The sequence below is a fragment of the Litoribacterium kuwaitense genome (assembly GCF_011058155.1).
Lineage (GTDB): Bacteria > Bacillota > Bacilli > Bacillales > DSM-28697 > Litoribacterium > Litoribacterium kuwaitense.
Genome location: NZ_JAALFC010000003.1, coordinates 144,966 through 159,270 on the forward strand (window position 1 = coordinate 144,966; position 14,305 = coordinate 159,270).

Annotated in this window: 11 protein-coding genes; all 11 read right to left on the reverse strand. The window is 43.5% G+C overall.

Going from position 1 to position 14,305, the window contains the following annotated elements; genetic code table 11:
- Positions 1 to 153: 153 nt before the first annotated feature.
- The 11 genes from G4V62_RS03675 to G4V62_RS03725 all read right to left on the reverse strand — a co-directional run bounded on the left by G4V62_RS03675 (position 154) and on the right by G4V62_RS03725 (position 14,287).
- Complete coding sequence (locus G4V62_RS03675) at positions 154 to 4,455, reverse strand: PolC-type DNA polymerase III (RefSeq protein ID WP_165199395.1); 4,302 nt, start codon at positions 4,453 to 4,455, stop codon at positions 154 to 156.
- A gap of 121 nt (positions 4,456 to 4,576) precedes the next feature.
- Positions 4,577 to 6,271 carry a proline--tRNA ligase gene (locus G4V62_RS03680; RefSeq protein WP_165199396.1) on the reverse strand — a complete coding sequence of 565 codons (1,695 nt, stop codon included), beginning with the start codon at positions 6,269 to 6,271 and terminating at the stop codon, positions 4,577 to 4,579.
- Between the two features lie 30 nt (positions 6,272 to 6,301).
- The gene (gene rseP / locus G4V62_RS03685; protein WP_165199397.1) at positions 6,302 to 7,567 is read right to left on the reverse strand and encodes an RIP metalloprotease RseP; all 1,266 of its coding nucleotides are present in this window, start codon (positions 7,565 to 7,567) and stop codon (positions 6,302 to 6,304) included.
- A 213-nt stretch (positions 7,568 to 7,780) separates the two neighbouring features.
- Positions 7,781 to 8,572: a phosphatidate cytidylyltransferase gene (locus G4V62_RS03690; RefSeq protein WP_165199398.1), complete on the reverse strand. Its 792-nt coding sequence runs from the start codon at positions 8,570 to 8,572 to the stop codon at positions 7,781 to 7,783.
- Between the two features lie 14 nt (positions 8,573 to 8,586).
- Positions 8,587 to 9,369, reverse strand: a complete 783-nt coding sequence (gene uppS, locus G4V62_RS03695) for an undecaprenyl pyrophosphate synthase (protein WP_165199399.1) — start codon at positions 9,367 to 9,369, stop codon at positions 8,587 to 8,589.
- Between the two features lie 215 nt (positions 9,370 to 9,584).
- Entirely contained in the window at positions 9,585 to 10,142 is a 558-nt protein-coding gene (frr, locus tag G4V62_RS03700) for a ribosome recycling factor (protein WP_165199400.1), read from the reverse strand.
- 2 nt (positions 10,143 to 10,144) lie between these two features.
- Positions 10,145 to 10,867, reverse strand: coding sequence for a UMP kinase (pyrH, locus tag G4V62_RS03705; RefSeq protein WP_165199401.1), 723 nt, complete (start codon positions 10,865 to 10,867; stop codon positions 10,145 to 10,147).
- 145 nt (positions 10,868 to 11,012) lie between these two features.
- Positions 11,013 to 11,897: a translation elongation factor Ts gene (gene tsf, locus G4V62_RS03710; RefSeq protein WP_165199402.1), complete on the reverse strand. Its 885-nt coding sequence runs from the start codon at positions 11,895 to 11,897 to the stop codon at positions 11,013 to 11,015.
- A gap of 106 nt (positions 11,898 to 12,003) precedes the next feature.
- A complete protein-coding gene (gene rpsB / locus G4V62_RS03715) occupies positions 12,004 to 12,702 on the reverse strand; it encodes a 30S ribosomal protein S2 (protein ID WP_165199403.1) in 699 nt (232 codons plus the stop codon).
- Between the two features lie 258 nt (positions 12,703 to 12,960).
- Positions 12,961 to 13,494, reverse strand: coding sequence for a DUF6115 domain-containing protein (locus G4V62_RS03720; RefSeq protein WP_165199404.1), 534 nt, complete (start codon positions 13,492 to 13,494; stop codon positions 12,961 to 12,963).
- Position 13,495: 1 nt separating this feature from the next.
- Complete coding sequence (locus G4V62_RS03725) at positions 13,496 to 14,287, reverse strand: FliA/WhiG family RNA polymerase sigma factor (protein ID WP_165199405.1); 792 nt, start codon at positions 14,285 to 14,287, stop codon at positions 13,496 to 13,498.
- Positions 14,288 to 14,305: the final 18 nt, after the last annotated feature.

A 14,305-nucleotide genomic window follows, 5' to 3' on the forward strand; every position in this document is an offset into this window, starting at 1 on the left:
GCACAAGCAGGGAACTAGGGCAGCAACGATAAAAGTCTAAAGGCATAAGTAAAACGAAAGAGTGGGGAGCACCCACTCTTTTAAGCTTCCACTTATTCATAGTATTACCAAGAAAACTATATCATAACCCTCTATAGCTTGCAAGAGAGGCACTCAGAACAAGGAAAGCTGATTTTGATCAGGTAGCCCAGCAAGACATCCCTGCTGATCTAAATATTCGATCACAGTTTTGGAGATTTTACTTCGCTGCTGCAGATCTTCTTTCGATAGAAATTCACCTTGTTGACGCGAGGCGACGATATTTAATGCCGCATTTGTCCCTAGACCCGGTAGCGCATTAAATGGTGGCAACAGCCGATCTCCTTTAACAATAAACTCGGTCGCACTCGATTCATATAAATCGACCTGCATAAATTGAAATCCGCGCTCGCACATTTCAAGTGCAATTTCTAATACAGTAAAAAGCGATTTTTCTTTCGGTGAGGCTTCTAAACCTTTTGCGGAAATTTCTTCAAGTCGTTTTCGAATCGCATTAGACCCGTTTTTCATTGTGTCAAGCTCAAAATCATCCGCACGAACCGAAAAATACGCAGCATAAAATAAAATCGGGTGGTGCACTTTAAAATAGGCAATTCGCACTGCCATTAGAACATACGCTGCCGCATGCGCTTTTGGAAACATATATTTAATCTTTAAACACGAATCAATATACCAATCTGGTACATTGTGTGCCTTCATTTCCTCAATCCATTCATCCTTAAGCCCGCGCCCCTTCCGAACAAATTCCATGATTTGAAAAGCGAGAGAGGGCTCAAGTCCTTTGTGCATTAAGTACACCATAATGTCATCACGACAGCCGATCACGTCAGCGAGCTCACACGTCCCATTGTAAATAAGTTCATTTGCATTATTCAACCAAACATCCGTTCCGTGAGATAGACCAGAAATTTGGACGAGCTCCGAGAACGTCGTTGGCTTCGTTTCTTCAAGCATTTGCCGAACGAAACGTGTGCCAAACTCAGGAATGCCAAGCGTTCCCGTTTTACACTGAATTTGCTCGGGAGTTACTCCTAATGACTCTGTCCCTGCAAACAACTTCATCACTTCAGCGTCATCGGTTGGAATGGTTTTTGGATCAATCCCGCTTAAATCTTGTAACATACGAATGACTGTCGGATCATCGTGACCAAGAATGTCTAGCTTTAACAAGTTATCGTGGATGGAATGAAAATCAAAATGTGTCGTTTTCCAAGCCGATTCTCGATCATCTGCCGGATATTGGACTGGAGAGAAATCAAAAATGTCCATGTAATCCGGCACAACAATAATTCCACCAGGGTGTTGTCCCGTCGTCCGCTTTACGCCTGTGCTTCCTTGCACGAGTCGATCAATCTCTGCACCCCGCAGATGCAGATCAAAATCTTGGGCAAAGCCTTTGACATAACCATACGCTGTCTTTTCCGCCACTGTACCGATCGTTCCTGCTCGATACACTTTTTCCTCACCAAACAATTCCTTCGTGTAATTGTGCGCGCGAGGCTGATAGTCACCGGAGAAGTTCAAGTCAATATCAGGAACTTTGTCACCTTTAAACCCTAAAAACGTTTCAAACGGAATATCATGTCCATCCTTCGTTAAAGGCACTTGACATGACTCGCACTCTTTATCAGGCAAGTCAAAACCTGAGCCGACCGAACCATCAGCAAAAAATTGTGACGTATGGCACTGAGGGCAGACATAATGTGGCGGCAAAGGGTTCACTTCCGTAATGTCCATCATGGTCGCAACAAAGGAAGAGCCTACAGAGCCCCGCGACCCAACAAGATAGCCATCATCAAGCGATTTTTTAACGAGCTTATGAGAGATTAAATAAATGACTGAAAAGCCGTGGCCAATAATACTTTTTAGCTCTTTCTCAAGACGTTTTTCGACAATGTCCGGAAGGGACTCACCATAAATTGATTTTGCCCGAGAGTAGCTCATGTTACGCACTTCTTCATCAGCGCCATCGATTCTAGGCGTGTACAGATCGTCTTTAACTGGCTTGATCGTTTCAATCGAATCTGCAATCTCCCTAGGCGTATCGACGACAATTTTCTCACGTTGTGCCTCGGGTAGAAATGAAAAAGCATCAACCATTTCATCCGTACTCCGCAAATGGACGTCCGGCAAGGTTTGCTTGTTCAGTGGATTCGCGCCGCCTTGAGAATGAATGAGGATTTGCCGATATTGCTTGTCTTGTGGATCTAAGTAATGGACATTGCCTGTAGCAACAACTGGCAGCGACATCTGTTCGCCTAGCTGAATAATATTTTGAATAATTTCCCGTAAAGCAAATTCATCTTGGACAAGTTCTTTTTCAAGAAGGTGATGATAATTAGCCGGCGGCTGGACTTCTAAATAATCATAGAAGCTCGCAATTTGCTCGACTTCATCAGGCGATTTTTGCATCATTCCTTCAAATACTTCTCCTCGATCACACGCTGAGCCGATGAGGAGCCCTTCACGTAAACTCTCCAGTTTTGATCGAGGAATCCGAGGTACGCGATAATAATAATCAAGGTGCGATAATGATACGAGCTTAAAGATATTCTTCAAGCCGACTTCGTTTTTCGCTAAAATGGTCACATGGAATGGTCTTGACCGCTGATACGCATTTCCTTCACCCATATATTTGTTCATTTCATCGTGCCATTCGATTCCTCGTTCTGTCGCTTCTTTAAGCAGTTTCCAAAACAAGTAGCCTGTCGCTTCAGCATCGTAAATCGCCCGATGGTGCTGCGTAAGCTCGATATCAAACTTTTTACATAACGTATTTAATCGATGATTTTTTAATTCTGGATGCAAGAACCGCGCCAGCTCTAACGTATCAATGACCGGATTCATCGCTTTCTCATAGCCTGCTTTTTTCAATGCCGCATTTAAAAACCCCATATCAAAGCTAGCATTATGAGCAACGAGGATATCTTCGCCAATCCATTCCTGAAACTGGCGAATGACTGTGTTAACTTCAGGGGCATCTTGGACCATCTGATCGGTAATCCCTGTCAATTCAATCGTTGTCGCTGATAGTGAGTGATGTGGATTTGCGAATGATTCATACCGGTCAATGATTTCCCCATCGTGTATTTTTACACCTGCAAGCTCGATAATCGTGTCGTAATTTGCTGATAACCCGGTCGTTTCAACGTCAAATACGACAAACGTGTCGTCTAAAAGGCGCCGTTTCGCCGCGTTATACGCAATGGGAACACCGTCATCGACAACATTCGCCTCAAGCCCATAAATCATTTTTATGCCGTGCTTTTCAGCGGCTGCGTAAGCATCAGGATAAGATTGGACAACGCCATGATCCGTGAGCGCAATCGCAGGATGCCCCCACTCAGATGCACGTTTGGCTAGTGCATCAATAGAACTAACTGCATCCATTTGACTCATAGGTGTGTGAAGATGAAGCTCGACCCGTGTACGATCCGGACTGCGTTTGTCCTCACGCTTCAATAATGGTTGAATTTCATTCACGTCATTGGCAATCATCACTAAATCCCGAATAAAGGTGTCGTCTTGTACATTACCTCGTACTTTTACCCACAACCCTTTTTTGACACTTTGCAACAACGATACATCCTCTTTATCGCGAGAAAACATTTTTACGAGAATCGAATCACTATAATCTGTCAACTTAAACGTTAACAAGGTTCGACCGCTGCGAAGCTCTTTAATCTCCGCGTCAAAAATATAGCCTTGCGCAACAATCCGTCTTTCCTCTTCCTGAATATCTCGCAACATGACCGGTTCATCTTTTATAGGATACCCAATGACAAGCGGGCCTTTAGGCACGTCTGCAGGCGGCGTTTGCTGTTTTTTATCTTTCTCCTCGATCGCTTTTCGTGCTTTTGTCTCGTCTTCTTCTTTCCTTGCATTGACGAAGTTTTCATAGTCATCTTGTTGAGCAGATATTTTGAAGGCCACCTTGTAGCCTCGAAGGCCGACACAGTTACAGTATGTTTCGATTAGCGGCTTCAGCTTTCTTTCCATGACATCTTTTTCTGCCTCGTTTGCCGCTTCAACCCATACAGTCGTACTGTCAACTGTTGGTAACGTCGACAAGCGTGAAGAAAGTGCCGGCGCATCTGTGATAAACCACGTTTGAAAAATTGGCCAATAGGATAAAAAACGTTCCGCAGAAACCGGCTCTTCTTGCTCAATCTCCAGAGTGACGTCGACCGAGGCAATGGCGGAAAATGCTTGATTTAACTTTGCACGAAAAAGCTCATATGTAGATGCTGGCATGCATTGGTGAAGTCGAATAAAAAAGTGCCATTTCTGCTCTTCTTTATACACAGAAAGCTTTTGAATTGCACCGCCTTTTAGTTGTTCGACTTCTTCTGGAGGCATCCCTATTTGCTCTAGCAACAGTGAGAATCGTTCTTTCCGTACATGCTCGTCGTGCATACGCCTCCCCCTCCTTCACAAATCTCAAAAATCTCTTCGCTGTAAAAAGCACAAAGACTGCCTATAAGAGCTTTAAGGCTATCCACTTCAGCCGCCTGCTCTAGGCAGTCCTTGTTACGTTCTATGAGCGAACGGCTGCCAAAGCCTCTTCCACAGTTAAGACTTCTTTCGGTTCGCGTCCTTTGCTGAATTCAATTTTCCCTTCAGCAGCTTGCTTACCTACAATGATGCGTGTTGGAATCCCAATTAAATCGGCATCGGCAAACTTAACGCCCGCCCGTTCTTTTCGATCATCATATAACACGCTTGTACCAGTTTCTTTCATTTCTTGATAAAGCTTTTCTGCTAAGCTGTGCTGCTCTTCGTCTTTTGGATTCATAACGAGCAGGTGGACATCATATGGTGCGATCGTTTCAGGCCACAAAAGACCTTTTTCGTCGGCCTGCTGCTCAGCAACAGCGGCTAAGAGTCGCGAAACACCGATACCGTAAGAACCCATAATGATGTGTTGTGATTTTCCATTTTGGTCGAGGATCGTTGCGTCCATCGCTTCACTGTATTTTTTCCCCAATTTAAAGACGTGCCCTACCTCAATGCCACGGGCAAACACAATTTTTCCTCGGCCATCCGGTGAAGGGTCGCCTTCTTGAATATTACGAATGTCAGCATAATGCTCTTCGCTAAATGGCGCGATATCACGTATAGCATGAACGCCGGTATAGTGATAACCTGCCTCATTGGCACCACAAACGGCATCATCTAGCTCAGCGACTGCTTGATCAGCAATGATGCGAAGCGAAGATACGCCGACCGGGCCGATAAACCCATGTCCTGTGCCAAGTGCTTCGCGCGCCTCGTCATCTGTCGCCAACGTGATGTCCTCGACTTGCAACACGTTTTTCAGCTTCGTCTCATTCAACTCATGATCTCCTCTTAATACGACGAGCACTAATTCATCGTCCGCTTTAACGAGAAGAGACTTCATACATTGAGCAGCTGTGACATTAAGAAAAGAAGCCACGTCTGCAATTGTTTTTTGTACCGGCGTTTCTACTTTTGCAAGCTCTTTAGGCTCACCAATCTCAGGCTTTTCAAGCTTTGGAAGAGCGGCCATTTCTATATTTGCTGCATAGTTGGATTCATCGGAATAAGCAATGGTATCTTCCCCAATTTCAGACAGTGCCATAAATTCATGGTTGTCTGTGCCGCCCATGGCACCAGAGTCTGCTAACACAGCCCGAAAATTCATTCCGCAGCGTGTAAACACATTTTCATAGGCCGTAAATATCCGCTGATAAAACTCATCTAGCGACTCATTCGTTAAATGAAAAGTATAAGCGTCCTTCATTAAAAACTCTCGTCCGCGTAGCAGTCCAAAACGCGGTCGCTTTTCATCACGAAACTTCGTTTGAATTTGGAACAAACCGAGGGGCAACTGCTTGTAAGAGTTCACCTCGTCACGCAATAATGACGTAATCATTTCTTCATGAGTTGCTCCTAAAGCAAATTCGCGCTGATGCCTGTCCTCTAAGCGCATCAGTTCAGGACCATACACACTCCAGCGTCCAGACTCCTTCCATAAATCAGAGAGCTGTAATGCTGGCATTAAAATTTCTGACAAACCGGCTGCTTCCATTTCTTCACGTACAATCTCTTTCACACGCGAAAGAACGCGCAGTCCAAGGGGCAAAAATGAATAGATGCCCGCGGCACTTTGTCGAATATAACCTGCTCGTACTAATAGCTGATGGCTGCGCACTTCTGCATCTGCCGGTACATCGCGCAACGTCGGAATATGTGTATTGGATTGTCTCAAGCGTCTACACCTCTTATCATACATACAGTTTTAGGATAAAAACAGTCGTTGAATATCGTTCCATGTCACGACAATCATTAATAAAAACAGCAATGCAAAACCGACAAAGTGAACAAGTCCTTCTTTTCCCGGATCAATCGGCTTCCCGCGAACACCTTCAAGTAAAATAAAGACAAGCCGTCCACCATCTAGCGCCGGAAGAGGTAACAAATTAATGATCCCTAGATTAATGGAAAGTAAGGCTGCCCAACGAACTAACGTCACGATGCCTGATTGAACAAATTGATCCGTTTGATCATAAATGCCGACAGGACCACTTAACGCTTCAATTGTAAATTGACCTGTGACGAGTTTACCAACTGCAATTAAAATTTGCTTGGCAAACAAATACGTATCCTGCGCCCCGCCAATAATCGCTCCCGTAAACGAGCGCTCAAGGTTACCTGTTACTCCGATCAAGCCAATGGTCTGTTCACCTTGTTCGACCGCTTTTGGTGTAAGCGGGACTGTCGCTTGCTCTCCATCCCGTTCAATCACAAAGGAAAGCTCCTGACCAGGACGTTCTAAAACATATTGCTGAATTTCACGCCACGAATCGATCGGTTCACCATCGATTGACACAACCTCGTCCCCGGCCATTAACCCTGCTGCCTTCGCAGCGCCATCGTCAGTCACGCCTCCAAATACCGGCTCATTTGAAGGTGTTCCAGCAACCCATCCTAAGACGATGAGCAAGACTAATGCGAAAATAAAGTTCATCAGTGGACCAGCGAAAACTTGCATAAAACGTTGACCAATCGTTTTTGAAGCAAATTGCCGATGGTACGGTGCAATTTGTGTTGCCGTATCATCAACAACAAACATGGCCTTTTCATCAACCTCATACGTTTTCGTTTCCTCACTGTCATCACCGTAAATTTGCCCACGAATGATCAAGTCATGGTTTAAATCAACGGCCTCGACTTCAATGACTCGAGCGTTTGGGTACTTCGATTTATTGTTTACAATAATTTTTGTAATGACACCAGCATCATTTTGTTCAATAGCAATGTGGTGACCTGGTTTAATTTCAACAATTTCCGGATCTTCTCCTGCAACTCGAACAAAGCCACCGACCGGCAACATCCGTATCGTATAAAGCGTTTCATTTCGGAAAAAAGAAAATAACTTAGGTCCCATCCCAATGGCAAACTCTCGCGCTAGCATGCCCGATCGTTTCGCGAAAATTAAGTGACCTAGTTCATGGAAAAAAACAAGCGCACCAAAAATAATGATAAATGCAATGACCGTATCCAATTAAATTCCACCTTTAACTGTAAAGTGAACCGATATATCCTATCTGAAGATTTTACACGCCAAACATCTTCTGTTTAGTTTACCCTTTTCAATCCACTTGTTCAAGTCCGGTAGATTGAAAACCCATCCCCTTTACAGAACTACGGTACAACAAGAAAGAGACATGCTCGGCTTCCTATATGTATGCAGCTTGCTGCTTCTCTATGTCTGCCATTAGAACACTTGCAAAATGTACAATAACGGTAAAACAAATAATAGACTGTCGATGCGGTCAAGCACCCCACCGTGACCAGGCAGAATTTTCCCGGAATCTTTCACCCCAAAATGTCTCTTAAATGCAGACTCGGCAAGATCCCCCATCTGTCCAGAAACGGATAGTAGAGCCGTTAACAATAAACCGATCCAATGAGATTGGAATAAATCGTGTCCTTGAAAAAGGAAAAATGATGCTACAAGTGCACAGGCAATTCCACCTAAAAAACCTTCAGTCGTTTTGTTCGGCGATATATCAGGCCATAATTTATGGCGCCCGAACGTTTTTCCGATAAAATACGCACCTGTGTCTGTCGCCCAAATGACAATGAGCGCATACAAAATGTAAGTCAAGTCTAGCTCACGCAGTTCAATCAAAAAATAACAGCCGATCCCTACATATAACGTTCCAAAAAGAACGAAAGACATATCCTCAATGCTAAGCTTGTTTTTCGTCATCACAGTTAACGACAGCAAAAATAGAATTGCTAAAGAGAGCAGCTCCAGCTTTGTAATGCTTGTCTCTGTAAAAAGTGTGACACTCTCTTTTCCTGGGAGCAGAATAAACCATAGAACCACTGTCGACACAATGCCATAAAAGGAAAAGAAGTTCAAATTTTTCATCATGAAAAATTCATACAAACATATTGTAGCAATGATATAGACAAGTGTCGTAAATGGCCATCCGCCGATGACTAGCAAAGGGACAAACAAGAGGAGTAAACCTACCGCTGTCCATATCCGTGTTTTCATGCACGCATCATCCTTTACACCCCTCCGAACCTACGCCCTCTCCCTTGAAACTGAATAATGGCTTCAAGCAAATGTTCCTCTTGAAAATCAGGCCATAACACGTCTGTAAACCATAATTCAGTATAGGCAAGTTGCCAAAGCATAAAGTTACTTAGCCTTTGTTCACCACTTGTCCGAATCAATAAATCCGGATCATCTAAGTAACATGTTGCCATATATGAAGAAAGCAGTTCTTCTGTAATGTCCTTTTTGTCGATCGTTTCATTTTCAATGTCTTCAGCAAGACTTTTGCAAGCTTCGATAATTTCCTGGCGACTTCCATAGTTTAAAGCAAAGTTAAGGATTAAACCTGTATTGCTTTCGGTATCCTTCATCGCTCGCCGAACTGTGTTTACAGTGGATGCAGGTAATTTATTTTGTTCACCCATCACTTCCACCCGAACATTTTCTTCAATCAGTTCTGGTAAAAATGTGCCAAGGAATTCTTCTGGAAGTCCAAGAATGTATTCGACTTCCGCTTTCGGTCTCTTCCAATTTTCTGTAGAAAAAGCATATAAGGTTAATGCTTCAACATTGAGCTGACTGCATAGTCGTACGATTCGACGAACAGCCTTCATTCCTTCATGATGGCCAGCGATCCTCGGCAGCCCTCTTTTTTTTGCCCACCGACCGTTCCCGTCCATAATGATAGCTACATGCTTGGGGACTTTTTGAAGATCCACATCTTCTACCGTCCAACTTTCTTTTGGCTTTCGACGTCTTTTACTGGGTCTCCAAAAGGAGCCTCGTTCGAACATATGGATCCCCCACTTTGAATGATTTCGAATCACCTGAAGTATTCTTTACAGGTACTCTTTGTCGAAATCCCTTTCCACGTGCTTTCAAGTTTTTGCGGTCCCTCTCCCTTTAGACCGCTATGTCTTATTCTACACACATAAAAAGGAGGAGTGCAACCTGGCCGTGTGACTGGTTTTGCAGACCCTCCTAGCAGTCCCATATGTGCCTTACGCTATTAGACTTCAAGAATTCCTTTTTCTTTCTCATCAATTGCTTTGTCAATGTTCTTCGTTGCCGCATCAGTCAATTCTTGAATGTCATCGTTGTAACCGCGCAAGTCGTCTTCAGAAATGTCTCCATTTTTCTCAAGCTTCTTCAACGCATCGTTCGCATCGCGGCGAATGTTGCGAATAGATACCTTTGCATCTTCACCGTATTTTTTTACAACCTTGACTAAATCTTTACGGCGCTCCTCAGTTAATGCAGGAATATTAATTCGAATGACTTGTCCGTCATTGGCAGGTGTTAAACCAAGATCAGCTTTTTGAATCGCCTTTTCCATATCAGAAATACTTGATTTGTCAAACGGCTGTATAACGAGAAGGCGTGCTTCTGGTGCGGAAATCGTCGCTAATTGGTTTAACGGCGTTATTGCACCGTAATAATCAACTGTGACCTTATCTAACAAACTTGGTGTTGCACGCCCAGCACGGACTGTCGCTAGTTCTTTACGAAGGGACTCCTCGGTTTTTTCCATTCGGTTTTTAGCATCAGCAATAATTGATTGTGGCAACTTTATTTCCCCCTTACTTCGGTTCCAATATTTTCACCCATAACGGCGCGTTTAATATTTCCTTCTTCCGTAATTGAAAAGACGAGTAACGGAATATCATTATCCATACATAATGAGGAAGCTGTAGAATCCATCACAGCTAATCCTTCCTTTAACACATCCAAATAAGACAACTTTTGATACTTTGTTGCTGTTTCATCAATTGAGGGGTCAGCGGAATAGACACCATCAACATTGTTTTTCGCCATTAAAATGACATCTGCTTCAATTTCAGCTGCACGAAGAGCTGCAGTCGTATCGGTTGTAAAATATGGATTTCCTGTGCCTGCGGAAAAAATAACAACACGCTTTTTCTCAAGATGACGGATCGCCTTTCTTCGTATGTACGGTTCGGCGACTTGACGCATTTCTATGGACGTCTGCACCCTCGTTTGAATCCCCATCGTTTCTAAGCTGTCTTGTAGGGCAAGTGAATTCATAACGGTTGCGAGCATACCCATATAATCTGCCGTTGCGCGGTCCATTCCCATTTCGCCGCCAATCTTTCCGCGCCAAATGTTTCCAGCACCTACGACAACAGCAACTTCAACACCTAATTCAACGACTTCTTTAATTTGTGAACTGATGGATTGCACAACTTTCGGATCAATCCCAAACCCTTGATCCCCGGCAAGTGCTTCTCCACTAAGCTTTAATACAATCCGCTCGTATCTTGCGTTGTTCATAAGTACCTCCATCAGATCTTTTTCGCTCAAGCCTATAGATTAATAAGCCACCGAAAGACTTTTTAAAAAAGGGAACACTTCGTGTCCCCCATAACTACTACGCGCACCCCTTTACAGTTCATCCTGTAATCAGAGGGACAGTAGCTTATTTTTTCACCTGACTCATTACTTCTTCAGCAAAATTGTCTTCGCGTTTTTCCATTCCTTCACCGACTTCATAGCGCACAAACGTCCCCATTTCTGCACCTTTAGAAGCAATGTATTTACCAACCTTTTGATCAGGATCTTTAACAAAGCCTTGATCAACGAGGCAAATTTCTTCAAAGAACTTACCTAAGCGCCCTTGAACCATTTTTTCGACGATGTTTTCCGGCTTGCCTTCATTCAACGCCTGTTGCTTTAATACTTCCTCTTCACGAGCCACTTCATCTTGAGGAACTTCATCCCGTGTGACATAGCGAGGGTTAACAGCAGCAACGTGCATCGCAACGTCTTTAGCGAGTCCTTCATCAGAAGATTGCTTTACAACCGTCAAAACGCCAATACGTCCACCCATGTGTAAATAGCCGCCAAATACGTCGTTATCTTCTTTTTCAACAATTGAGAAACGGCGTAATGATAGGTTTTCACCAATTTTAGCAATGTTACTGTTAATAAATTCTTTAACAGTTACATTATCAGACGACATTGTCGATTCCAGAGCAGCCTCTACGCTTTCAGGCTGTGCTTCCAGCAAATGGCTAGCAACGACTTGAATCATTTGTTTAAAGCCGTCATTCTTTGCCACGAAGTCTGTTTCAGAGTTCACCTCAACGATGACCGCAAGGTTTCCTTTCGTCTCGATATAGGTGAGACCTTCTGCAGCGACGCGATCTGCTTTTTTCGCAGCTTTCGCAATCCCTTTTTCACGGAGAAAATCGATTGCTTTCTCCATATCACCATCTGTTTCAGTGAGGGCTTTTTTGCAGTCCATCATTCCAGCGCCAGTTTTTTCGCGAAGTTCTTTTACCATTTGTGCTGTTACAGCCATTGTCATTCTCCTTTGGCAATCGTTTTTCCGTCTTGATTGACGGTGGTTAAAAAAGGGCGATAAAAGGCTTTTCCCCTCTTACCACCCTTACCTTTTCTAGAATCTATTATGCAGATGTTTCTTCGCCTTGCTTAGCTTCTAACACTGCATCTGCCATTTTAGAGGTAAGCAGACGCACTGCGCGAATCGCATCATCATTCCCTGGGATAATGACGTCGATTTCGTCAGGATCACAGTTCGTGTCTACGATCGCTACGATCGGAATATTTAATTTGCGTGCTTCAGCAACAGCAATCCGCTCTTTACGAGGGTCAATAATGAATAAAGCATCTGGCAAAGTATTCATATCTTGAATACCGCCAAGGAATTTCTCAAGGCGCTCTAGCTCTTTACGGAGCTGAACAACCTCTTTCTTAGGAAGTACGTCAAATGTACCGTCCTCTTCCATTTTGCGGATGTTTTTCAAACGGGAAATACGCTTTTGAATCGTTTCGAAGTTGGTTAGTGTTCCGCCCAACCAGCGTTGGTTGACGAAGTGCATTCCTGCACGTGTTGCTTCTTCACGAACAGAATCTTGTGCTTGTTTTTTTGTACCAACAAACAATACCGTTCCACCATCTGCAGCAATGTCACGCACGAAACGGAAGGCCTCTTCTACCTTTTTCACCGTTTTTTGTAAATCAATAATGTAAATACCATTACGCTGTGTAAAAATATAGCGTTTCATTTTTGGATTCCAACGGCGCGTTTGGTGGCCGAAATGAACCCCTGCTTCTAAAAGCTGTTTCATTGAAATAACTGACATAATCGATGTCCTCCTTTTTGTTTTACCACCGCTAGCGTCATTTGAACTCGAAGACCCAAACTGGGCACACCTTCTTGCTCATCTGCAAGCGTGTGTACTTAACACCGTGAGCTAATATACCATAATTCACCTAGACAATCAAGCAAATTCCTTCACGTTTCGCTATTTTTCAAAGAAGAAAACATGTAACAATTGATTATAAAACGATTTTTGCTAACGATGAACAATCGACTTACAGCAAATAAACTGCATCTTCGCCTATTTTTGAAGATGCAGTTTTGGTAAAGGCCGCTTCATTTTTAAAATAAGCTGTACCTCTGTTTTTCCTTTATTGACATGACGAGCAATCTCATCGGACGACATGCCTTCGTTGTGTAATTGCCAGATTTTTGCTTCTGGAGAGGTTGTATATGAGGGCGATTCATCCTCAACCATTGGAGGTACATAGGTTGATGATGACTCCTCCGCTTCTAAGGTGACCTCTTCATTCCGCGCTACCGCCGTTTCAGCAGGCTTCTCTCGCAAAGGATAAAGGTCCAACTGAGCTCGTTCTTCAGAAGAGGGCTTTTTCGTTTCTTGATCGAGGCCAGGAGCTGAGCTTCTTACCGGCATACGCTTAATGGCTCGCAGAAGCTCTTCGTTTTCAGCTTGAATGTTGTCCATTAATTCCAACAGCTCATTCATCTCATGTTGTGAGACCGACGTCGTACTTTTTCCTCGAGCAAATAGAATAATGATCAAAAATAAACTGAGTAAATGAAGAAGGAAGCTTATTGTCAGCCAAACTCCCATTTTATGACACCCCGTTTTTTACGCTTTGCTCTTTACCGGACAATAAGTGTTTTAATTTAAACAAAGCTTTTGAATGAATCTGTGATACGCGTGACGTTGATAGGGACAAAATATGACCAATTTCTGTCAAAGTAAGCTCTTCTTTGTAAAATAAGCTGATCACGGTCTGCTCTTTTTCGTTAAGCTCATTTAATAACGAGACCATTTCACTAAGGGTTTCATCATAGATAATTTCTTCTTCAGGCGTACGAATTTGTTCGTCACGTATATTTACTGTCGGTTTTTCCTCATAATCTGACCGATCTGAAAACCCTTCATCCATTGAAAGTACGTTAGCCGCGAAGCCTTCAGCAAGTGCCTCATACACTTCCTCTTCCTTAAAACCGGTATACTCAGCAATTTCTGCAGCAGTCGGATTTCTCATTAATGACTGTTCCAGAGACTCGATTGCAGCATCCATCTTCTTACATTTTTCACGCAGGCTTCGCGGCATCCAATCTTCTTTACGCAAACCATCTAAAATCGCCCCTCGAATACGAAAGCTGGCATACGTATCAAATTTCAGATCTCGGTTAGTGTCAAATTTTTCAAGCGCGTCATAAAGACCTAGCAATCCATAACTGCTTAATTCATCCCGCTGAATGTTTTTTGGAAGTCCAGAGGCTATGCGCTGTACATGATAAGTCACTAAGGGATAATAATATGCGATGAGCGTGTTGGCGGCGCTTGCATCTCGAGTAGTCACCCATTTATGCCAGGCAGCCTCTGAGTCAGTGGCTCTTGCCGATGTCATATGATCCCTCCTTATCGC